This window comes from Sphingomonas adhaesiva (genome assembly GCF_036946125.1).
Lineage (GTDB): Bacteria > Pseudomonadota > Alphaproteobacteria > Sphingomonadales > Sphingomonadaceae > Sphingomonas > Sphingomonas adhaesiva_A.
This window is the reverse complement of record NZ_JAQIJT010000002.1, coordinates 1,692,049-1,713,490: the sequence shown is the minus strand read 5'-3', so window position 1 is coordinate 1,713,490 and position 21,442 is coordinate 1,692,049. Positions and strand designations below refer to the sequence as shown.

At 69.8% G+C, this 21,442-nt stretch carries 17 protein-coding genes; 15 read left to right on the top strand and 2 right to left on the bottom strand.

Features of this window, described 5'->3' with window-relative positions:
* Positions 1-43: 43 nt before the first annotated feature.
* The gene (locus tag PGN23_RS14400; RefSeq protein WP_335303671.1) at positions 44-1,081 is read left to right on the top strand and encodes an alcohol dehydrogenase family protein; all 1,038 of its coding nucleotides are present in this window, start codon (positions 44-46) and stop codon (positions 1,079-1,081) included.
* Between the two features lie 62 nt (positions 1,082-1,143).
* Here PGN23_RS14400 and PGN23_RS14395 read toward each other — a convergent pair whose 3' ends face one another.
* Positions 1,144-2,451 (bottom strand): M20/M25/M40 family metallo-hydrolase, encoded by a 1,308-nt coding sequence (locus PGN23_RS14395; RefSeq protein WP_335303669.1) that lies wholly within the window; start codon positions 2,449-2,451, stop codon positions 1,144-1,146.
* A gap of 144 nt (positions 2,452-2,595) precedes the next feature.
* On the opposite strand from PGN23_RS14395, the gene PGN23_RS14390 reads away from it, so the two are divergent.
* From PGN23_RS14390 to PGN23_RS14375, 4 genes are all read left to right on the top strand, one after another.
* Entirely contained in the window at positions 2,596-3,030 is a 435-nt protein-coding gene (locus PGN23_RS14390; protein WP_335303668.1) for a hypothetical protein, read from the top strand.
* 13 nt (positions 3,031-3,043) lie between these two features.
* A complete protein-coding gene (locus PGN23_RS14385) occupies positions 3,044-3,772 on the top strand; it encodes a TorF family putative porin (protein WP_335303666.1) in 729 nt (242 codons plus the stop codon).
* Between the two features lie 48 nt (positions 3,773-3,820).
* Positions 3,821-5,497 carry a gamma-glutamyltransferase gene (ggt, locus tag PGN23_RS14380; RefSeq protein ID WP_335303665.1) on the top strand — a complete coding sequence of 559 codons (1,677 nt, stop codon included), beginning with the start codon at positions 3,821-3,823 and terminating at the stop codon, positions 5,495-5,497.
* Positions 5,498-5,617: 120 nt separating this feature from the next.
* A complete protein-coding gene (locus PGN23_RS14375) occupies positions 5,618-7,402 on the top strand; it encodes an AMP-dependent synthetase/ligase (RefSeq protein WP_335303664.1) in 1,785 nt (594 codons plus the stop codon).
* Positions 7,403-7,523: 121 nt separating this feature from the next.
* On the opposite strand, the gene PGN23_RS14370 is transcribed toward PGN23_RS14375, so the two are convergent.
* Positions 7,524-8,549: a quinone-dependent dihydroorotate dehydrogenase gene (locus PGN23_RS14370; RefSeq protein ID WP_335303662.1), complete on the bottom strand. Its 1,026-nt coding sequence runs from the start codon at positions 8,547-8,549 to the stop codon at positions 7,524-7,526.
* Between the two features lie 357 nt (positions 8,550-8,906).
* On the opposite strand from PGN23_RS14370, the gene PGN23_RS14365 reads away from it, so the two are divergent.
* From PGN23_RS14365 to glgB, 10 genes are all read left to right on the top strand, one after another.
* Positions 8,907-9,347: an RrF2 family transcriptional regulator gene (locus PGN23_RS14365; RefSeq protein ID WP_335303661.1), complete on the top strand. Its 441-nt coding sequence runs from the start codon at positions 8,907-8,909 to the stop codon at positions 9,345-9,347.
* Between the two features lies 1 nt (position 9,348).
* A complete protein-coding gene (sufB, locus tag PGN23_RS14360; RefSeq protein WP_335299170.1) occupies positions 9,349-10,812 on the top strand; it encodes a Fe-S cluster assembly protein SufB in 1,464 nt (487 codons plus the stop codon).
* A gap of 135 nt (positions 10,813-10,947) precedes the next feature.
* Positions 10,948-11,703 (top strand): Fe-S cluster assembly ATPase SufC, encoded by a 756-nt coding sequence (gene sufC, locus PGN23_RS14355; RefSeq protein WP_335303660.1) that lies wholly within the window; start codon positions 10,948-10,950, stop codon positions 11,701-11,703.
* A gap of 229 nt (positions 11,704-11,932) precedes the next feature.
* Complete coding sequence (locus PGN23_RS14350) at positions 11,933-13,054, top strand: SufD family Fe-S cluster assembly protein (protein ID WP_335303659.1); 1,122 nt, start codon at positions 11,933-11,935, stop codon at positions 13,052-13,054.
* Positions 13,055-13,059: 5 nt separating this feature from the next.
* The gene (locus tag PGN23_RS14345) at positions 13,060-14,328 is read left to right on the top strand and encodes an aminotransferase class V-fold PLP-dependent enzyme (protein WP_335303658.1); all 1,269 of its coding nucleotides are present in this window, start codon (positions 13,060-13,062) and stop codon (positions 14,326-14,328) included.
* Positions 14,325-14,810 (top strand): SUF system Fe-S cluster assembly protein, encoded by a 486-nt coding sequence (locus PGN23_RS14340; protein ID WP_335303656.1) that lies wholly within the window; start codon positions 14,325-14,327, stop codon positions 14,808-14,810. Before PGN23_RS14345 ends, PGN23_RS14340 begins: the two co-directional genes overlap by 4 nt.
* Positions 14,810-15,163, top strand: a complete 354-nt coding sequence (locus PGN23_RS14335) for a HesB/IscA family protein (RefSeq protein ID WP_335303655.1) — start codon at positions 14,810-14,812, stop codon at positions 15,161-15,163. Before PGN23_RS14340 ends, PGN23_RS14335 begins: the two co-directional genes overlap by 1 nt.
* 395 nt (positions 15,164-15,558) lie before the next feature.
* Positions 15,559-16,572 (top strand): YihY/virulence factor BrkB family protein, encoded by a 1,014-nt coding sequence (locus PGN23_RS14330; protein ID WP_335303654.1) that lies wholly within the window; start codon positions 15,559-15,561, stop codon positions 16,570-16,572.
* A 51-nt stretch (positions 16,573-16,623) separates the two neighbouring features.
* On the top strand, positions 16,624-19,047 hold the full coding sequence (locus PGN23_RS14325; RefSeq protein ID WP_335303652.1) for a glycogen/starch/alpha-glucan phosphorylase: 2,424 nt from the start codon (positions 16,624-16,626) through the stop codon (positions 19,045-19,047).
* Positions 19,044-21,209: a 1,4-alpha-glucan branching protein GlgB gene (glgB, locus tag PGN23_RS14320; RefSeq protein WP_335303651.1), complete on the top strand. Its 2,166-nt coding sequence runs from the start codon at positions 19,044-19,046 to the stop codon at positions 21,207-21,209. The genes PGN23_RS14325 and glgB overlap by 4 nt, the downstream gene beginning before the upstream one ends.
* Positions 21,210-21,442 lie beyond the last annotated feature (233 nt).

The following is a 21,442-nucleotide window of genomic DNA, read 5'->3' as shown; positions in this document are numbered from 1 at the left end:
TCCCGCGACAAAGCGAACGACTTAACGAGCGGGAGGATCGGCCATGAAGGCGCTGCGCTACTTCGGCGAACGCGACATCCGTTACGACGCGATGGACGATCCCACGCCGCTCGGTGCGGGCGATGCGATCGTCAGGATGGACGCCTGCTCGATCTGCGGCAGCGACCTGCACATCTATCACGGCCACGGCTTTTCGGAAGATGTCGGCTTCTGCGTCGGGCATGAGGCGGTGGGCGAGGTGGTGGAGATCGGCCGCGGCGTGCGCCAGCTGAAGGTGGGCGACAAGGTGATGGTGCCCGCCGCGGTCGGCTGCGGCGCCTGCCGGTCGTGCCTGGCGGGCGACGTCATCCACTGCGCGAACGATGCGGGCGGCTGCTACGGCCTGTCGGCGGCGTTGCAGGGCGTTCAGGCGGAGGCGTTCCGCGTGCCCGCGGCGGACAGCAACGCCTGGCTGATCCCGGAAGGCATCTCGACCGAGCAGGCGCTGATGATGACCGACGCGATGGCGACCGCGTGGTTCGGCGCACGCAACGCCGACATCCGTCCGGGCACGGACGTGGCGGTGATCGGGCTGGGGCCGATCGGGCTGATGGCGGTCGAAAGCGCGTTCGTGATGGGGGCCGGGGTGGTCTATGCGATCGACCCGGTGCCCGAGCGGCGCGCGCTGGCGGAGGCGGTCGGCGCGGTGGCGCTCCATCCCGAGGCGGCGCTGGAGACGATCCGCGAGGCGACCGGCGGACGGAAGCTGCCCTGCGTGATCGAGGCGGTGGGCGCGGACGCGACCGTCGACCTGGCGCTGCGGCTGGTGGGGCGGCGGGGCACGGTGTCGGTGATCGGGGTGCAGCAGTCGCGGCGCTTTCCCTTCCCGCTGGAGCGCGCGTTCGCGGCGGGCCTGACGTTCCGCACCGGCACCTGTTCGGTGCCGGAGGAATGGCCCGCGCTGATCCCGCTGATCCAGTCGGGGCGGCTGCGCCCGGAACGCTACATCAGCCACCGCATGGACCTGTCGCAGGGAGCGGAGGCCTATGCGCTGTTCGACCGCCGCGAGAACGGGGCGCTGAAGATGGTGCTGACCGCGTGAGATGGTAAAAGATACACGGTGAACGCCGCGCGGAAGGTGGAACGGCTGACGTAGGCGGGGCGCTATCGGCCCGCGTCGGTGCGTTTCTGGGCCGACAGGCGGGAGATCAGCAGCGCGCTGCGCAGCGCCTGGCGCGGGATGCTGGCGAGGTCGAGCCACTCGCCGTCGGCATGCGCGCCGCCGCCCGCCGCACCCATGCCGCCCATCGTGTCCGCGTCCGCCGCGACGAAGCTGGAATCCGCCGCGCCGCGCTTGGCGGGGTCGTATTCGGGCATTTCGGGCAACGCGAGGTCGCGGTTGACCGCGTTCAGCTGCGCCAGCAGCGCGCGATTGCCCGCGGTGGGCGCCATCGGCGGATAGCCGTCGTTGAAGGTGATCGTGGCGCCGGTCTTCGGCAGATGCTGCGCGACGATCGCCTCCATCTTCGCGCGCACCCGCGCGACCTGCTCCGGGGTCAGCCCGCGCAGGTCGCCGCGCGCGACCGCCCGCTCCGCGACGATGTTCGTCTTGCCCGACGCCGTCGCGCGAAAGCCATCCGCGTCGAACGCCGCGGGGGTCCCGCCCGCCATGACGCCGACGTTGTAGGTCAGGTTCGTCTCGGGCAGGTCGCGGCGGAACGCGTCGATGATGCGCGCCATCTCGTAATTGGCGCCGTAGCCCAGCGCCTCGCCGAACACGCCGCCCGAATGGCCCGGCGTGCCGGTGGCGACGAGTTCCCAGTCGGTCGCGCCGCGGCGCGCGACCGTGCCGAAGTCGCGCCCGTCGTCCTGCGCCAGCCCCTCATATTCCAGCGCGACATCGGCCCATTTTCCCGCATCGATCAGGTCGCGGCGCGCGAGCGACAGCGGCTTGCCCGAGCGTTCCTCGTCCCCGGTCAGCACGACCATGATGTCCGTCTTCCCCAGCGTGCCCGCGGCCTGCATCGCGCGCAACGCGGCGACGATCACGACCAGCCCGCCCTTGTCGTCGCCGACCCCGGGGCCATAGGCGCGCTGCCCCTCGCGACGGAAGCCGGTGTAGCGGCTGTCGGGTTCGAACACCGTGTCGAGGTGCCCGATCAGAAGGATCCGCTTGCCGCGCCCGTCGCCCTTGTGGGTGGCGACGATATGCCCCGCGCGCCCGGTCGCCGCCATGTCGACCCAGCGCACGTCGAAGCCGAGCGGGGCGAGCGCGTCGCGCATCATCGCTCCGACCTTCGTCACGCCGGGCAGATTGAGCGTGCCCGAATTCTGGAGCACCAGCTTCTCCAGCAAGGCTTCGTCGCGCGCGGTGCCCGCGGCGACGGCGGCGCGCATCCGCTCTTCCGGTGGCGAGACGGCAGCGGTGGACAGCAGCAGGGCGGCGGCGGCGAGCGCGTGACGGAAGGGCATGTCGCGAGCCTAGCGCGGCCGACGGATCGCGCCAACGTAATGAATTGTTGCGCTGCCGGAAGGAGCGTTGTCACGCGTTAACCCGTTCATATGTCGGGATGGCCACCGGGCAGGATGGTCCGGGGCGACGCAAGGAGAAACGATATGAGCCTCATCATCGCTGCCGGACTGCTGCTCGGCGCCGCGGGTGCGAGCGACACCCATCAGGTCCGGCTGGACCATCGCGGCCAGCGCGTCGACGTCACGTACCGCCATTCGGTCGATATCCGCCACGAACAGGTCGGCGCAGCCGGTGCGCCGGGTCGCCCGACGACGCTGCGCTGCCGCTGGAACGCCGCGGTCGACATCCACCGCGAGGCACGCCATGCCGCCGGCCATGTCGTCACGCGACGGATCAGCGCCGATGCGCCGGTATCGGGCAGCCGTCCCGGCTGGTGCGCGGGCCAGCGCGACGCGATCGCGCGCGACGTGGCGGCGGCCAGCGGACAGGTCCGCGATCACCTGATGGCGGTCGCGGCACGCGACCAGGACGCGGTCCTCGCCGAGCTCGACGCCGCGCACGACCGCGCGCGCAGCTGACGTGCGGATACGAATGATGTGGGTCGCCGCGCTCTCGGGCGTGGCGGCCGTTCCGGCGGCGGCGCAGGTCACGCCCCATGGCGGGATCGACCTGACCACCGACGAGCGCCGCCGTGGCCTGAGCTGGAGCGAGGGGCGGGCGGCGGCCTCGGCCTGGGGTCGGCTGGACCTGCCCGCCGGGTTCGATCTGGGCGCGCGGGTGACGACCACGCGCGGCGATGCCCGCCACGGCGGCGCGGAGGCGGTGATCGAGCCGACGCTGGGCTATGTGCGCGACGTCGGCGGGCTGCGCATCGACGGGTTCGTGACCGGGCACGTCTTCACCGGCGGCGTGGGCGGTCTGAATTATGTCGAGGGTGGCGCGGGGGCGAGCTATACGCTCGGGCCGGCGGAGGTCGGGGCGGAGGCGCGCTATGCGCCGGCGCAGGACGCGATCGGCGGGGACGATCTGTACCTCGGTATGCGCGCGCGCGTCGGCATCCCCGCGACGCCGTGGACGGTGACCGCCAGCGCGGGACGGTCGACGGGCGACGTGCGTGATCCGGTGCGGGCGGCGCGGCTGCGGCCGGCGGGGCGGTATCACGACTGGTCGCTGGGGGTGCAGCGGATCACCGGGCCGCTGACGCTGGGGGTGACCTACACCGGCACCGACATCGGCGACGACGGCCCCGCCGCCTCGCCCTTCGCGGTGCGGCGGCACGCCGGGGACCGGATCGCGGCGCGGGTGTCGCTCGGCTTCTGACGCGGTTCCGGGTTGCGCCGCCCCGCGGCGGCGATAGGTTCGCGCGCGATGAAGAAACTGATCGCGTTCGCCGCCCTGCTGTTCCTCCTCCCGATCCCGATCCCGGCGCTGGCGCAGGGGGTGGTGTCCGCCGCCGATCCCCGCGCCACCGCAGCGGGGCAGGAGATGCTGCGCGCGGGCGGCAGCGCGACCGACGCCGCGATCGCGATGCTGCTGGCGCTCAACGTCGTCGAGCCGCAGTCGAGCGGGATCGGCGGGGGCGGCTTCATCGTCCACCATGGCGGCGGGACCGGGGTGCTCGACACGATCGACGGGCGCGAGACGGCGCCTGCCGCGGCGCGGCCCGACCGTTTCCTGGGCACCGATGGCAAGCCGCGTCCCTTCGTCGAGATCTGGCCCGGCGGCTATTCGGTCGGCGTCCCCGGCTCGCTGCGGCTGGCGGAGCGGGCACACGCCCGATGGGGCAAGCTGGCCTGGGCCCGGCTGTTCGAGCCCGCGATCCGGCTGGCGGATCAGGGCTTCGTCGTGAATGCCCGGCTCGCCGCCTCGCTGCGGCAGGTGGCGCCGGTGTGGAAGGACTTCCCGGCGATGCGCGCGCTCTACTGGAAGGGCGGCAGGCCGATGGCGGAAGGCGACACGTTCCGGAACCCCGCGCTGGCGGCGATCCTGCGGCGGATCGCCGCGGAGGGGCCGGAGGCCTTCTATGCCGGCGACAATGCGCGCGCGCTCAGCGATGCGGTGACCAACGCGCCGAGGAACCCGGTGCCGCTGACGCAGGCGGACCTCGCCGGCTACCGCGCGAAGGATCGCCCCGCGATCTGCGGCCCGTACCGGCAGTGGACGATCTGCGGCATGGGCCCGCCCTCGTCGGGGGCGCTCACCGTGTTGCAGGTGATGGGGATGGTGGAGCGGTTTCCGCTGGCGACCTGGGGCAGGGACGACGCCCGCTCGTGGCAGGTGATCGGCGAGGCGATGCGGCTCGCCTATGCCGACCGCGACCGCTATCAGGGCGACCGCGATTTCGTCGAGGTGCCGGTCGCGGGGCTGATCGACCGCGCATATCTGAAGCGCCGCTCCGCGATGATCTCGGCCGCGAAGACGCTCGGCCGCTACGACGCCGGGTCGCCGCCCGGGGCGCCCGCGCGCGTCACGGCGACGCCCGGCGAGGTGGCGGGGACCACGCATTTCGTCGCGGTGGACGACGACGGCGACGTGGTCAGCTGGACCAATACGGTGGAAAGCGCCTTCGGTAGCCAGCTGACCGCGAACGGCTATGCGCTCAACAACGAACTCACCGATTTCAGCCATGCGCCGGTCGAGGACGGCTATCTGGTCGCCAACCGCCTCCAGCCCGGCAAGCGCCCGCTGTCGTCGATGGCGCCGACGATCGTCTACGACGCGGCGGGCAAGCCGGTGTTCGCGGTCGGCGCGGCCGGCGGGCGGACGATCATCATGCAGGTGGCCAAGGCGCTGATCGCGCATTTCGACTGGGGTCTGTCGGCGCAGGAATCGATCGCGCTGGGGCAGCTGTTCTTCGACAAGCAGGGACTGGTGGTAGAGCAGGGCACCGCGCTGGAGGCGATGAAGGCGCCGCTGGAGGCGCTGGGGCAGCGCGTCTCGGTCGCGAAGCTGGGGCTGAAGGCGAATGCGGCGGAGAAGCTGCCCGACGGCCGCTGGACCGGCGCCGCCGACCCGCGCAGCCCCGGCAATTCGTTGCAGCAGTGAGGGCAGATACGACGCCACCCCCGTCCGCCCTGAGAAGAGGCTGAGCTTGTCGAAGCCTCGTCTCGAAGGGTATGCGCCAAGCACGTAACGGCGGCTCACGAAGAAGCCGCGGGAGAGGCAATGCGCAGGCTCGAACATTTCCCCAATCTCGTCACGATGTTCTTCGTGCGCGCCGCGGAGAAGGGCGACGCGCCCTTCCTGTGGAGCCGGCAGGACGGCGAGTGGCGCGCGATCAGCTGGCGCGAGGCGGCGCGGACGGTGGCGCGGCTGGCGACGGGGTTGCGCGGCATCGGGCTGGAGCGCGGCGACCGCGTGATGCTGGTGAGCGAGAACCGGCCCGAATGGTGCCTGTCCGACCTGGCGATCATGGCGGCGGGGTGCGTGACGGTCCCCACCTACACCACCAATACCGAGCGCGATCACGCGCACATCATCGAAAATTCGGGCGCGAAGGCGGTGATCGTCTCGACCGCGAAGCTGGCGCGTGCGCTGATGCCCGCGATCCTGCGTTCGATCCGGCCGCAGATGCTGATCGGGATCGAGCCGATGCGGCTGGGGCAGGCCGCGATCGACGTCCACGACTGGCAGGCGCTGATCGACGGCAACGACGCGACCGCCGAGCAGCTGGCGCTCCAGGCGGACTTCGGGCGCAGCGACCTGGCCTGCATCATCTACACCAGCGGCACCGGCGGCGCGCCGCGCGGGGTGATGCAGCACCACGGCGCGATCCTGCACAACGTGCGCGGCTGCGCGCATGCGATCGCGGAGGATCTGGGCTGGGGCGACGAGGTGTTCCTGTCCTTCCTGCCGCTCAGCCACGCGTACGAGCATACCGGCGGGCAGTTCGTGCCGATCGGGATGGGCGCGCAGATCTATTACGCGGAAGGGCTGGAGAAGCTGGCCGCGAACATGGAGGAGGTGCGCCCGACGATCATGTTCGTCGTGCCGCGCCTGTTCGAGGTGCTGCGTACGCGCATCACCAAGGCGATCGAGAAGCAGGGCGGGATGCCCGCCAGGCTGCTGGCGCTGGCGCTGGACATCGGCGGGAGGCGCGCCGCCGGCACGCTGCGGCTGGTCGACCGTCCCTCCGCGCTGCTGGTCGACACGCTGTTCAAGCCCAAGATCGCGAGGAAGTTCGGCGGGCGGATGAAGGCGATGATCTCCGGCGGCGCGCCGCTGACCCCGGAGGTGGGGCTGTTCTTCCAGTCGCTGGGCGTCACGTTCCTTCAGGGCTATGGCCAGACCGAGGCCGCGCCGGTCATCTCGTGCAACCGCCCCAGGGCCGGTATCCGGATGGACAGCGTCGGCCCGCCGCTCGACGAAACCGAGGTGCGGATCGCGGAGGACGGTGAGATCCTGGTGCGCGGCGAGCTGGTCATGCACGGCTATTGGCGCAACGAGGCGGAGACCGCGCGCGTCCTGAAGGACGGCTGGCTCCACACCGGCGACATCGGCGAGATCGACGGGAAGGGGCGCCTGCGGATCACCGACCGCAAGAAGGACCTCATCATCAACGACAAGGGCGACAATATCGCGCCGCAGAAGGTGGAGGGGATGCTGACCCTCCAGCCCGAGATCGCGCAGGCGATGATCGCGGGCGATCGCAAGCCGCATATGGTCGCGGTGATCGTCCCCGACGCGGAATGGACCGCCGAATGGGCGAAGGCCAACGACCGCGCGAAGGACGCGACGCTGGCGCAGGATGCCGATTATCGCCACGCCCTGCAGGCGGCGGTCGACCGTACGAACAAGGACCTGTCGGTGATCGAGCGGATCCGCCGCTGGATCCCGGCGGACGAGCCGTTCACGATCGAGAACGAGCAGATGACGCCCAGCCTGAAGATCCGCCGCCATATGCTGCGGCGGGTGTACGGGGAGAGGCTGGACGCGCTGTACCGGGGGTGACGGTGGACGAAAGCCCCTCCCCTTCAGGGGAGGGGTCGGGGGTGGGGTGAGCCTCGCAGAGACCTTCGCCCGTGACTGCCCCACCCCAACCCCTCCCCTGAAGGGGAGGGGCTTTTGACGCTTACACCCCCACCGCCTCCGCCACCGTCGCGAAGCCGTCGCGCGCCAGGCAGGCCGCCAGCTCCGCCACGATCCGCCGCGGCAGGCCGGGCCCTTCGTACACCAGCGCCGAATACACCTGCACGAGGCTGGCGCCCGCACGGATGCGGGCATAGGCCTCCGCTCCGCTGTCGATCCCGCCGGCGGCGATCAGCGGCACCTGTCCCCCGGTCGCGCGGTGCAGGTCGGCGAGCCGTGCGCGCGCCAGATCGCGCAGGGGCGCCCCCGACAGCCCACCCGTCTCCCCGGCATGGCGGCTGGCGAGCGGCGGGCGCGAGATGGTCGTGTTGCCCATCACCAGCGCGTGCACCCCGGCATCGATCGCGGCGCGCGCGACGCCGTCGATCGTCGCGGCGTCCAGATCGGGCGCGACCTTCAGGAACAGCGGCGTCGTGCCCCGCGCCGTCATGCACGCCGCCAGCAGTTCCGCCAGCGCCGCCCCCTGTTGCAGGTCGCGCAGGCCGGGCGTGTTGGGGGAGCTGACGTTGATCGTGATATAGTCCGCGACCGGCGCGGCGGCGGTGACGCCCGCGACATAGTCCGCGACCCGGTCCGCGGCGTCCTTGTTCGCGCCGACGTTGATGCCCAGCACCGCGCCGTTCCGCCGCGCCGCCGCCGCGCGCGCGACGCCCGCCGCCAGCCCGCCGTTGTTGAACCCCATGCGGTTGATGATCCCGCGATCCTCGGTCAGCCGGAACAGCCGCGGCGTCGGGTTGCCCGGCTGGGGGCGGGGGGTGAGCGTGCCCACCTCGACCGATCCGAAGCCGAGCGCGGCGAGCCCCGCGATCGCGGTCGCATCCTTGTCCAGCCCCGCGGCCAGCCCGACCGGATTGGGGAAGGCGATCCCCGCGACCACCGTCTCCAGCCGCGGCGTCGCGCCCGCCAGCGGGCAGCCGGCGCGCGCCCAGGCGGCGAGCGCGCCGAGCGTGACATGATGCGCGCGTTCGGGATCCAGCGCGAAGAGGGCGGGGCGCAAGGCGAAGCTCATGGCCGCAGGCGATTGTCCCCCGCCCGTGCGAAGATCAACCCCATACTCATTTCGGCATCCCGCTCGCGGCGTGAGCCGATGTTTTGTAAGAAAAAGTGCGCGTGCCGAAACATCCATCCAATATTCCACGGAACAATTGCTGTTTGCACGTTTCCGCGACCCGAAGGGCTTCCGTTTGGAAGTTCTTTACACTTCCAGGGCCCGTCGAGCGATCGGCGGGCCTTTTTTTGCCTTCCCTCCCGATCGCCGCGATCGGCACTGCGCGGTTGATTTCGCGCGCGCGAAGCGCCATCTGCCAATCGGAACGATCCGATCCGATTTGAGAGTGGTTCGCAAAGCCGGGGTGTGCCAGACGTCATGAGACTATCCAGCCTGACCGATTATGCCGTGGTGATGCTCGTCGCCGCCGCGCGGCATTGTGGCGGACTGGCGCGGATGAACGCGACGCTGCTGGCGGAGGAGACCGGCGTGCCGCTGCCCACCGCGCAGAAGCTGGTCAGCCGACTGGCCGCGGCGGGGCTGATCGACAGCGCGCGGGGAACGGGAGGCGGCATCCGCCTGTCGCGCCCGCCCGCCACGATCACGCTGGCGGATGTGGTGGAGGCGGTGGAGGGGCCGATCGCGATGACGTCGTGCGTCGACGCGGGCGATCACGATTGCGGCATCGCGGGCAATTGCCGCGTGAAGCCGCACTGGAATGCGGTCAACCAGGCGGTGCGCGGTGCGCTCGCCGGGGTGACGCTGGCGTCGCTGGCGGCGGAAGCGCCCGCGATGGAACCGATGAGGGTTGAGGCATAAGATGGCCACGAAGAACGCAGAGGCTCATGCGGCCGTCGCGAAGAAGTACGAATGGGGCTTCGCCACCGAGGTGGAGCAGGACTTCGCGCCCAAGGGGCTGAACGAGGACACCGTCCGCTACATCTCCGCCAAGAAGAACGAGCCGGAGTGGATGCTCGACTGGCGGCTGAAGGCGTTCCGGCTGTGGCAGACGATGGAGGCGCCCGACTGGGCCAAGCTCAACGTGCCGCCGATCGACTATCAGGACGCCTATTATTACGCCGAGCCCAAGGCGAAGAAGACGATCGCCTCGCTCGACGAACTCGATCCCGAGATTCGCCGCACCTATGAGAAACTGGGCATTCCGATCGCCGAGCAGGAGGTGCTCGCGGGCGTCGAGGGCGCACGCAAGGTCGCGGTCGATGCGGTGTTCGACAGCGTCTCGGTGGCGACGACCTTCCGCAAGGAGCTGGAGGAAGCGGGCGTCATCTTCCGCTCGATCAGCGAGGCGATCCGCGAGTACCCCGATCTGGTCCGCAAGTGGCTGGGCAAGGTGGTGCCGCAGCGCGACAACTACTTCGCGACGCTCAACTGCGCGGTCTTCTCCGACGGGACGTTCGTCTACGTGCCCAAGGGTGTGCGCTGCCCGATGGAGCTGTCGACCTATTTCCGCATCAATGCGGAGAATACCGGCCAGTTCGAGCGCACGCTGATCGTTGCGGACGAGGGGGCGTACGTCTCCTATCTGGAGGGCTGCACTGCGCCGATGCGCGACGAGAACCAGCTCCACGCCGCGGTCGTCGAGCTGGTCGCGCTGGACGATGCCGAGATAAAATATTCGACCGTCCAGAACTGGTATCCCGGCGACGAGAACGGCGTCGGCGGCATCTACAATTTCGTCACCAAGCGCGCTTTGTGTCAGGGCCGGAACAGCAAGGTCAGCTGGACGCAGGTCGAGACCGGCAGCGCGATCACGTGGAAATATCCCTCCTGCGTGCTGGCGGGCGAGAATAGCGTGGGCGAATTCTATTCGGTCGCGGTCACGAACAACCGCCAGCAGGCGGATACCGGCACGAAGATGATCCACTTGGGCAAGGGATCGCGCTCGACGATCGTGTCGAAGGGGATTTCGGCGGGCCGCTCGGACAACACCTATCGCGGGCTGGTGCGCGTGGCGCCCACCGCGGAGGGGGTGCGCAACTTCACCCAGTGCGACTCGCTGCTGCTCTCCGATCAGTGCGGCGCGCATACGGTGCCGTATATCGAGGTGCGCAATCCGAGCGCGCAGATCGAGCATGAGGCGACGACGTCGAAGATCAGCGAGGACCAGCTGTTCTACGCCATGTCGCGCGGGCTGGATGCGGAGGCCGCGGTCGCGCTGATCGTCAACGGCTTCGCGCGCGAGGTGCTGCAGCAGCTGCCGATGGAGTTTGCGGTCGAGGCGCAGAAGCTGCTGGGAATCAGCCTAGAGGGGTCGGTGGGATGACGCTCCCACCCGTTCGCATCGAGCGGAGTTCGAGCGCAGCCGAGAACGCAGTCGGGATGTCGGCTGGTGGTTTCTCGACCGGCGCGTCTCGGCTTCGCTCGACGCTGCTCGAAACGAACGGATATTGAAGAGAACATGCTCAAGATTGAAAACCTCCACGCCGAGATCGACGGCAAGGAAATCCTCAAGGGCCTCTCGCTCGAGGTGAACGCGGGCGAGATCCACGCGATCATGGGCCCCAACGGCGCGGGCAAGTCGACGCTCGGCTACGTGCTGGGCGGGCGGCCCGGTTACGAGGTGACCGCCGGCAGCATCACCTTCAACGGTGAGGATCTGCTGGAAAAGGAGCCGCACGAGCGCGCCGCCGCCGGCGTGTTCCTCGGCTTCCAGTATCCGGTCGAGATTCCCGGCGTGTCGAACGTCCAGTTCCTGCGCGAGAGCCTAAATGCGCAGCGCGCCAGCCGGGCTGAGAAGCCGCTGTCGGGCGCGGAGTTCCTGAAGCTGGCGCGCGCGCAGGCGGACGGGCTGGGGCTGGCGCAGGACATGCTCAAGCGCCCGGTCAACGTCGGCTTCTCCGGCGGCGAGAAGAAGCGCAACGAGATGGTGCAGATGGGGATCATCGATCCCGCCTTCGCGATCCTGGACGAGACGGACAGCGGGCTCGACATCGACGCGCTGCGCATCGTCGGCGACGGCATCAACCGTATCATGCGCCAGAAGGAGGGTGGGCCCGACAAGGCGGTGCTGCTCATCACCCACTACCAGCGGCTGCTCGATTACGTGAAGCCGGACCGGGTGCACGTGCTGGCGGACGGGCGCATCACGCGCTCGGGCGGCGCGGAGCTGGCGCTGGAGCTGGAAAAGCAGGGCTATGCCGAGGTCGCGGCGTGATGATGTTCACGCGACGCCGCGAAGACGCGAAGGCGTTTAGTTCGCGCAGAGCGCGCGGAGGACGCAAAGAGGAATCGCGCGCGGCAGCGCGCCGGCATCGTCACGCCGGCCTGTGTGACGGGCCGCGATCGCGGCCAGGCGCAGAATCTCAGCGTCCTTCGCGTGCTCTGCGCGAACATCCTCTTCGCGTCTTCGCGTCTTCGCGTGAACCCATCGAACGGAGCCGCGCATGAGCGTCCTCGACCTTCCCTCCGCCCGCGAGGAGGCGTGGCGCTGGGCCGATCTCGGCGCGCTGTCCGCCGCCGCCGCGCTGGCGCCGGTCGCGCGCGCGGAGGCGTCGTTCCTCGACCTGCCGGGTGCGAAGCTGCTGTTCGTCGACGGCGTGCTGGACGAGGGCGCGAGCGATCTCCACCGGGTGACGGTGGGTGAGGTGCCCGCGGGCGACCACCCGCTCGGCCGGCGGGCGACGCGCGGCTGGACGCTGCGGCTGGACGCGCGGGCGGTCGCCGACCCGGTGCAGGTCCTGCATGTCGCGACCGGCGCGGAGAACCACGTCGCCGCCGCGATCGAGCTCGCCGACGAGGCCTCCGCGCGCGTCGTCGAGACGTTCGTCGGCGCCGGGTGGTCCAACCGCGCCACCCGCGTGACGCTGGGCCGCTCGGCGCGGCTGATGCGCGCGGTACGGATGACGCAGGGAGCGGGCTTCGTCTCCACGCGCGACGACATCGAGTTGGGCGAGGGCGCGAGCGTCGTCTCGACCGTGCTGGCCGCGGGCGGGCAGGGCGTACGCATCGACGCCGCGCTGACGCTGGCGGGCGAGGGCGCCTATGCCGAATATGGCGGTGCGCTGCTGACCCGCGACACCGTGAGGCAGGAATGCGCGGTGCGCGTCCGCCATGCCGAGCCCAACGGGCAGTCGCACCAGCTGTGGCGCGCGGTGGCGGCGGATCGCTCGCAGGCGAGCCTGGCCGCGGCGGTCGAGGTGGCGCGCCATGCGCAGAAGACCGATGGCGAGCAGTCGCTGCGCGGGCTGCTGCTGGATCGCACCGCGACCGTGAACCTGAAGCCGGAGCTGGAAATCTTCGCCGACGACGTGAAGTGCGCGCACGGCGCGACCGTGGGCGAGCTGGACGCGCGCGCGCTGTTCTACATGGCCAGCCGCGGCATCCCGGCGGCGCGCGCCAAGGCGCTGCTGACCCGCGCGTTCGTGGCGGACGCGCTGGAGCGGATCGGCGAGGAGGCGGTGCGCGACGCCTTCATGGCGGACGCGGATGCCTGGCTGGAGGCGGCGCTATCCTCCCCGAGCTCGCTCGGGGAGGGGGACCATGCCGCAGGCATGGTGGAGGGGTAGAAGCAATGAATGCTCCGTATCCGCCCCTCCACCCCCCGGCTGCGCCGGGCGGTCCACCTCCCCGAGGCAAGCTCGGGGAGGATAAGCCACTCGACCTCGTCGCCGATTTCCCCGCGATCCCGGCGGGCTGGTCGTATCTCGACACCGCGGCGACCTCGCAGAAGCCGCAGCCGGTGATCGACGCGATCGCGCGCGGCTACGACACGACCTACGCCACCGTGCACCGCGGCGTGTACCAGCGCTCGGCCGACATGACGCTGGCCTATGAGGCGGCGCGCGCCACCACCGCGCGCTTCATCGGCGCGCAGGCCGGCGACATCGTCTTCGTGCGCGGGGCGACGGAGGCGATCAACCTCGTCGCGCACAGCTTCGCGGGTCATCGGCTGAAGCCCGGCGACCGCATCCTGCTGTCGCAGCTGGAGCATCACAGCAACATCGTGCCGTGGCAGATGGTGGCCGAGCGCACCGGCGCCGCGATCGACGTCGTGCCGTTGACCCCCGATCACCGCATCGATCTGGACGCGATGGCGGCGATGGTGACGCCCGCGCACAGGCTGGTCGCGCTGGCGCATGTCTCCAACGTGTTGGGGTCGGTGCTGGACGTGGCGAAAGCGGTGGAGATCGCGCACGCCGCGGGCGCGAAGATCCTGATCGACGGGTGCCAGGCGGTCGCGCGGCTGCCGGTCGACGTCGCCACCCTGGGGTGCGATTTCTACGTCTTCTCCGGGCATAAGCTGTACGGGCCGACCGGGATGGGCGTGCTGTGGGCGCGCGCGGAACTGCTGGATGCCATGCCGCCCTATCAGGGGGGCGGGTCGATGATCGACCGCGTCACCTTCGAGCGGACCACCTACGCCCCCGCACCGACGCGGTTCGAGGCGGGGACGCCGCATATCGTCGGCGCGCTGGGGCTGGCGGCGGCGATCGATTACGTGACCGGCATCGGGCTGGAGCGCATCCACGCGCATGAGACCGCGCTGGTCGCGGAGGCGCGCGCGGCCCTGTCGCGGATCAACTCGGTGCGGCTGTTCGGGCCGGCGGATTCCGCGGGCATCGTCTCCTTCGCGGTGGAGGGGGTGCATCCGCACGACATCGGCACCATCTTGGACGAACACCGCGTGGCGATCCGCGCCGGCCACCATTGCGCGCAGCCGCTGATGGACGTGCTCGGCGTGCCGGCGACCGCGCGGGCGAGCTTCGGCGTGTACAACGGACCGGACGACGTGGCCGCGCTGGCGGCGGGAATGGAGCGGGTGATGAGGATCTTCGGATGAGCGAGCCGATCAGGGTCGAGGAAGTCGACGCGGTGGCGAAGCCCGCGCGCGCGCAGGTGGCGGACGCGGTGGAAACCGCCCCGGAAACCATGGGGGAGAGCTTCGAGCGCAAGCGCGACTATCTGTCCGGTTTCCTGGCGCAGAAGCCCGCGGGCGACCTGAAGGGCCACGAGCCCGGCGGCGCGCTCTACGAGGCGGTGATCGACGCGCTGAAGGACATCTTCGACCCCGAGATCCCGGTCAACATCTACGACCTGGGGCTGATCTACAACGTCGAGGTGACCGAGGACGGCCATGCCGCGGTGACCATGACGCTCACCACGCCGCATTGCCCGGTCGCGGAATCCATGCCCGGCGAGGTGGAGATGCGCGTCGCGTCGGTCCCCGGCATCGCCTTTGCCGACGTCAACCTCGTCTGGGATCCGCCCTGGGACCCGCAGAAGATGTCGGACGACGCCAAGCTCGAACTGGGGATGCTGTGATGGCGACCACGCTTCGTGCGCGCCCCGCCGCGCTCAACCTGACCCCGACCGCGGAGGCGCGCATCGCCGCTCTGATGGCGAAGGCGCCCGCGGATGCGATCGGCGTCAAGCTGTCGACCCCGCGGCGCGGCTGTTCCGGCCTCGCCTATTCGGTCGATTACGTGACGGAGGCGAACGGCTTCGACGAAAGGATCGAGACGCCGGGCGGCGTGCTGTATGTCGACGGGGCGTCGATCCTGTACCTGATCGGCTCGACGATGAACTGGGTGGAGGACGATTTCACCGCCGGGTTCGTGTTCGACAATCCCAATGCCAAGGGCGCGTGCGGCTGCGGGGAGAGCTTCACCGTCTGAGGTGTGCGTGCCGGGTGCGGCGGGCATCTGATGGCGACGCAGGGGGGGGCGTGAGGCGATCGCCTTCCGCCACCACCCGTCATGCCGGACCTGTTCCGGCATCCGGGGTCCCGCGCACCCGATCTCGGTGGGTCGCGTGGAACCGCAGACCCCGGAACGGGTCGAAACCTCCGCAACACTCGGTTCCCTGTTCCCCGGCGAAGGCGGGACCTTTGCAAAACGGGCGCAGAGCACGGTGCCTTTTGCAAAGGCCCCGCGAAGGCCGGGGAACGGCGACATTGTCGAGCGATCCACGACGTTCGCAGAGGTCTCGAACAGGTCCGGGGTGACGGTGCGTCCGCGGCAGCCGCACCTCCGCACGGACCCCACCCGCGCCTGCCGCGTTGAGCGTTGTAATGCGGGCCAATCTCTCCTCCTCCGATTTCTGGCGCGCGTTCCGCGCCGACTGGTGGGGGGCTCTGAAGAAAGCCTATGCCGCCTCGAACGACGACAATCTGGGGCTGATCGCCGCGGGGGCGGCCTTCTACGCCTTTTCCTCGATCGCGCCGCTGCTGGCCGCGACCGTGCTGACCTATGGCCTCGTCGCCGATGCCGCGACGGTGCAGGCCAATATCCGCTCGCTCTTCGACCTGCTTCCCGCGGATGCCGCCAGTCTGATCGGGCAGCAGCTCGACATGGTGGTTTCCGGCAGCGAGGGGAAGAAGGGGCTGGGCCTTGTCATCGCACTGGCGATCGCGGTCTATGGCGGCAGCCGTGCGGCGACCGCGATGATGACCGCGCTCAACGTCGCCTATGAGGTGAAGGACAAGCGCAATTATCTCGTCTGGATGCTGACCGCCTTTGCCGTCGTGGCCGGCGGGGTCGTGCTGATGATGCTGGGGCTCAGCACCAGCACGCTGGTCGCGTTCCTCGGCAGCCTGATCCCCTGGGCGCCGGGGGTGGTGCGCGGGGGGATCGCGGTCTTCACCTACCTGCTGATGACGGCGGTGGCGGTGACGGGCGCGTCCCTGCTGTTCCGCTTCGCGCCCTATCGCCCGCGCGCGCGATTGCGCTGGGGGACGCCGGGGGCGGTGCTGGCGACCGTCGTGTGGCTGGCCGCGACGACGGGGTTCGGCATTTATGTCGCCAATTTCGGCAACTACGGCGCCACCTACGGGTCGCTGGGGGCGATCGTCGTGCTGCTGACGTGGCTGTGGCTGAGTGCCTATGCGTTTCTGCTCGGCGCGACGCTTGACGTGCAGCTTTACCGGATGCGCGCGCCGGCCGGGGCCGCGGTGGGGGCACCGCTCGCCGTCGATCCGGCGCACGACGACCAGCCGTCGGAGCGCGCAGGCGTCGTCGCCGGCGCGCTGCTGAGTGCGCTCGGGCTCGTGATCTTCACGGTCCGTATACGTCGTCAGGGCAGGTGACAAAGCACCTGCGGCGCGTCTAGGTTGCGCTGCATCATCGGGGGGACATTTGTGAACGCGCAGACCGACGTCCGCGAGCGGAGCCCGCTCGCCCTCGCCATCCTCGACACGCTGGTCCACCGCATCGGCAAGGACGAGCAGGCCGCGCGCCCGCACGACTGGCTGGCGGCGACGATCTTCACCGTCCGCAACGAGATTATCGAGCGGTGGATGGAGACGACCAAGGCGACGCACGCCGCAGGCGCGAAACGGGTTTATTACCTCAGCCTCGAATTCCTGATCGGTCGCCTGCTGCGCGACACGCTCGCCAATTGGGAGAAGCGCGAGGCGATCGCGGAGGCACTGGGGCAGCTGGGCGTCAGCCTGCCCGAGCTGGAGGAGATCGAGCCCGATGCGGCGCTGGGCAACGGCGGCCTGGGGCGGCTGGCGGCGTGCTTCATGGAGAGCCTGGCGACGCTCGACGTCCCCGCCTACGGCTATGGCATCCGCTATGTGAACGGCATGTTCCGCCAGCGGATCGACGACGGCTGGCAGACCGAGCTGCCCGAGACGTGGCTGGCGCACGGCAATCCGTGGGAGTTCGAGCGGCGCGAGAGCGCGTATTTCGTCGGTTTCGGCGGCGAGGTGACGGGCAACGAGCAGGGTCACGTCCATTGGAAGCCTGCCGAGGCGGTGGAGGCGACCGCGGTCGACACCCCCGTCGTCGGGTGGCGCGGCAAGCGCGTGAACACGCTGCGGCTGTGGACCGCGATCAGCCTCGACCCGCTGAAGCTGGACGCGTTCAACCGGGGCGATTTCCAGGCCGCGCTGGCGGACCAGCTGCGCGCCGAGACGCTGGTCCGCGTGCTCTATCCCAACGATTCGACCGCGGCGGGGCAGGAGCTGCGGCTGCGGCAGGAGTATTTCTTCTCCTCCGCGTCGATCCAGGACATCGTGCGTCGTCACGTCCAGTATTTCGGCGATATCCGCACGCTGCCGGACAAGGCGGCGATCCAGCTGAACGACACGCATCCGGCGGTGTCGGTGGCGGAGCTGATGCGGCTGCTGATCGACCATCACGACCTGGGCTTCGACGAGGCGTGGGGGATCACGCAGCGGACGTTCGGCTACACCAACCACACGCTGCTGCCCGAGGCGCTGGAAAGCTGGCCGCTGCCGCTGTTCGAGCGGCTGCTGCCACGCCACATGCAATTGGTCTATGCGATCAACGCGAAGCTGCTGCGCGACCTGCGCAGGCAGCCCGGCGTCGACGACCGTGCGATCGCCGCGGTCAGCCTGATCGACGAGGGCGGGGAGCGACGCGTGCGCATGGCCAACCTGGCGTTCGCCGGGTCGCACAGCGTCAACGGCGTCGCGGCGCTGCATACGCAGCTGATGAAGTCGACCGTCTTCGCGGACCTGCACCGCGTCTTTCCCGACCGCATCAACAACAAGACCAACGGCATCACGCCGCGCCGCTGGCTGCAGGAGTGCAACCCCGGGCTGACCGCGCTGATCCGCGAGGCGATCGGCGATGCGTTCCTCGACGGGGCCGACGCGCTGACCGCGCTGGCGCCGTTCGCGCAGGACGCCGCCTTCACGGAGCGTTTCGCCGCGATCAAGCGTTCGAACAAGGTGGCGCTGGCAGAACATCTGAAGGACGCGATGGGTCTGCGGATCGACCCCGACGCCTTGTTCGACGTCCAGATCAAGCGCATCCACGAATACAAGCGCCAGCTGCTCAACATCATCGAGACGGTCGCGCTCTACGACCAGATCCGCAGCCATCCGGAGCGCGAATGGACGCCGCGCGTGAAGCTGTTCGCGGGGAAGGCCGCGTCGAGCTACCACAATGCCAAGCTCATCATCAAACTGGCCAACGACGTGGCGCGCCGCATCAATTCGGACCCGTCGATCGGCGGGCTGCTGAAGGTCGCGTTCGTCCCCAACTATAACGTCAGCCTGGCGGAGAAGATGGTGCCCGCGGCGGACCTGTCGGAGCAGATCTCGACCGCCGGCATGGAGGCGTCGGGCACGGGCAATATGAAGTTCGCGCTGAACGGCGCGCTGACCATCGGCACGCTCGACGGCGCCAATATCGAGATCAAGGATCATGTCGGGGACGAGAATATCGTCATCTTCGGCCTGACCGCGGACGAGGTCGCGGCGAAGCGCGCCGGCGGCTACGACCCGCGCGCGGTGATCGAGGGGTCGGCCGAGCTGTCGCAGGCGGTCAACGCGATCGCGTCCGGCGTGTTCTCCCCCGACGATCCCGCGCGCTACCGCGGGCTGATGGCGGGGCTGTACGACCACGACTGGTTCATGGTCGCCGCCGACTTCGATTCCTACGCCGCCGCGCAGCGCGACGTGGATGCGCGCTGGTCCGACACCGCCGGATGGCGCCGCGCGACGGTGCTGAACGTCGCCAACATGGGCTGGTTCTCCTCCGACCGCACGATCGCGGAATATTCGCGCGAGATCTGGGGCGTGATGTGACACCCTCCGCGTCCGCGATCCGCGCGCTGCTCGACGGCACCAGCGACGACCCCTTCGCGCTGTTGGGCGCGCATCCGGGTCCGGCGGGGCTGTTCGCGCGGACGTGGGTCCCGGGCGCGGAGGTGGTGGAGGCGCATACGCTGGCGGGCGCGCCGCTCGGCACGCTGGAACGCGTCGACGACGCCGGGCTGTTCGAGGGGGTGATCGCGGGCGAGCGACAGCCGCTGCGCTACCGGGCGCAGGGCGGCGGCGTGGAATGGTGGGCGGGCGATCCGTACAGCTTCGGGCCGGTGCTGGGGCCGACCGACGATTTCCTGATGAACGAGGGGACGCACCGCCGCCTGTACGACAAGATGGGCGCGCACCTGATCGAGCATGAGGGGGCGAGCGGCGTCCATTTCGCGGTCTGGGCGCCGAACGCGTCGCGCGTCGCGGTCGTCGGCGACTTCAACGACTGGGACGCGCGCCGCTACGGCATGCGGCGGCGCGGCGACACCGGCGTGTGGGAGATCTTCCTGCCCGACATCGGCGCCGGCCGCGCCTACAAGTTCGCGATCCAGGGTCCCGACGGCGCGCTCCAGCCGCTCAAGGCCGACCCCTTCGCCTTCGCAGCCGAGCTTCGTCCCAAGACCGCGTCGCTCACCACCGCGCCGCCGGCGCACGAATGGGGCGATGCCGACCACCGCGCCGCCTGGGCCGCGGTCGACCCGCGGCGCGTGCCGATCAGCATCTACGAGGTGCATGCCGGGTCGTGGGACCGCGACGAAAACGGCTGGTTCCTCAGCTGGGACCAGCTGGGCGACCGCCTGATCCCCTATGTGGTCGAGATGGGGTTCACCCATATCGAGTTCATGCCGATCAGCGAGCATCCCTACGACCCCAGCTGGGGCTATCAGACGACCGGCCTGTACGCACCCAGCGCGCGGTTCGGCGATGTCGAGGGGTTCGCGCGCTTCGTCGACGGGGCGCACCGCGCGGGGCTGGGCGTCCTGCTCGACTGGGTGCCCGCGCATTTCCCGGTCGACGCGCACGGCCTGTCGCGCTTCGACGGCACCGCGCTCTACGAGCATCAGGACCCGCGGCTCGGCTTCCACCCCGACTGGAACACCGCGATCTACAATTTCGGGCGGCGCGAGGTGTCGTCGTTCCTGGTCAACAACGCGCTGTTCTGGGCCGAGCGCTATCATGTCGACGGGCTGCGCGTCGATGCGGTCGCGTCGATGCTGTACCGCGACTATTCGCGCAAGGCCGGCGAATGGATCCCCAATGCCGAGGGCGGGCGCGAGAATTGGGAGGCGGTCGACTTCCTGCGCGCGACCAACCGCGCGGTCTATGCCGAGCATCCCGGCGTCTTCACGGTCGCGGAGGAATCGACCAGCTGGCCCGGCGTCAGCGCGCCCGCGTTCGACGAGGGGCCGCGCACCGCGCTGGGCTTCGGGTTCAAGTGGAACATGGGCTGGATGCACGATACGCTCCAGTACATGGCGCGCGAGCCGGTCCACCGGCGGCATCATCACGACGCGATCACCTTCGGCCTCGTCTACGCCTTCGACGAGAATTTCGTCCTGCCGCTCAGTCATGACGAGGTGGTCCACGGCAAGGGATCGCTGCTGACCAAGATGGCCGGCGACGACTGGCAGCAGTTCGCCAACCTGCGCGCCTATTACGCGATGATGTGGGGCTATCCCGGCAAGAAGCTGCTGTTCATGGGGCAGGAGTTCGCGCAGCGCCGCGAATGGAGCGAGGAGCTCGCGCTCGACTGGGGGCTGACCAATTCGTCGTCGCACGACGGCGTGCGCAAGCTGGTGCGCGACCTCAACCGTCTGTACCGCGAGAAGCCCGCGCTCCACGCCCGCGATTGCGAGGGCGAGGGGTTCGAGTGGCTGGTGTCCGACGATGCCGACCATTCGGTCTTCGTCTGGCTGCGCAAGGCGCCCGGGGCGGCGCCGATCGCGGTGATCGTCAACATGACCCCGGTGGCGCGGATGCCGTACCGCGTGCCGCTGCCGCATGACGGGCGCTGGCGCGAGATCGTCAATTCGGACGCGCAGGACTATTGGGGATCGGGGCTCGGCAATCTGGGCGGCGTCGTCGCGACGAACGGGGCGGCGGAAGTGACCTTGCCGCCACTGGCGACGCTGATGCTGGAGTGGGAGGCGTGACGGCGGGAGTCGGGCGGTGGGCGAACCGAGCGCGTCGGCCCGCCCGTATCGGCGCCTCAGAACAAGGCGCGCGCCAGCAGCACGATCACCGCCCAGGCCATGATCGACGGCAGCACCGCCGCGGTGAGCCCGCGGAAAAGGTTGTCGGTGGAAGCGGTGCGGGCGACCTGCATCATACATCCTCTCACATTTTATTTTTGGCCTATGGCATGGTTCTTGAACGTCATGCCCTC

What these genes read in the sequence shown, in the direction of transcription:
- PGN23_RS14400 (WP_335303671.1), top strand. Translation starts at nt 44, where the DNA reads ATGAAGGCGCTGCGCTACTTCGGCGAACGCGACATCCGTTACGACGCG.
- PGN23_RS14395 (WP_335303669.1), bottom strand. Translation starts at nt 2,451, where the DNA reads ATGCCCTTCCGTCACGCGCTCGCCGCCGCCGCCCTGCTGCTGTCCACC.
- PGN23_RS14390 (WP_335303668.1), top strand. Translation starts at nt 2,596, where the DNA reads ATGAGCCTCATCATCGCTGCCGGACTGCTGCTCGGCGCCGCGGGTGCG.
- PGN23_RS14385 (WP_335303666.1), top strand. Translation starts at nt 3,044, where the DNA reads ATGATGTGGGTCGCCGCGCTCTCGGGCGTGGCGGCCGTTCCGGCGGCG.
- ggt (WP_335303665.1), top strand. Translation starts at nt 3,821, where the DNA reads ATGAAGAAACTGATCGCGTTCGCCGCCCTGCTGTTCCTCCTCCCGATC.
- PGN23_RS14375 (WP_335303664.1), top strand. Translation starts at nt 5,618, where the DNA reads ATGCGCAGGCTCGAACATTTCCCCAATCTCGTCACGATGTTCTTCGTG.
- PGN23_RS14370 (WP_335303662.1), bottom strand. Translation starts at nt 8,549, where the DNA reads ATGAGCTTCGCCTTGCGCCCCGCCCTCTTCGCGCTGGATCCCGAACGC.
- PGN23_RS14365 (WP_335303661.1), top strand. Translation starts at nt 8,907, where the DNA reads ATGAGACTATCCAGCCTGACCGATTATGCCGTGGTGATGCTCGTCGCC.
- sufB (WP_335299170.1), top strand. Translation starts at nt 9,349, where the DNA reads ATGGCCACGAAGAACGCAGAGGCTCATGCGGCCGTCGCGAAGAAGTAC.
- sufC (WP_335303660.1), top strand. Translation starts at nt 10,948, where the DNA reads ATGCTCAAGATTGAAAACCTCCACGCCGAGATCGACGGCAAGGAAATC.
- PGN23_RS14350 (WP_335303659.1), top strand. Translation starts at nt 11,933, where the DNA reads ATGAGCGTCCTCGACCTTCCCTCCGCCCGCGAGGAGGCGTGGCGCTGG.
- PGN23_RS14345 (WP_335303658.1), top strand. Translation starts at nt 13,060, where the DNA reads ATGAATGCTCCGTATCCGCCCCTCCACCCCCCGGCTGCGCCGGGCGGT.
- PGN23_RS14340 (WP_335303656.1), top strand. Translation starts at nt 14,325, where the DNA reads ATGAGCGAGCCGATCAGGGTCGAGGAAGTCGACGCGGTGGCGAAGCCC.
- PGN23_RS14335 (WP_335303655.1), top strand. Translation starts at nt 14,810, where the DNA reads ATGGCGACCACGCTTCGTGCGCGCCCCGCCGCGCTCAACCTGACCCCG.
- PGN23_RS14330 (WP_335303654.1), top strand. Translation starts at nt 15,559, where the DNA reads ATGCGGGCCAATCTCTCCTCCTCCGATTTCTGGCGCGCGTTCCGCGCC.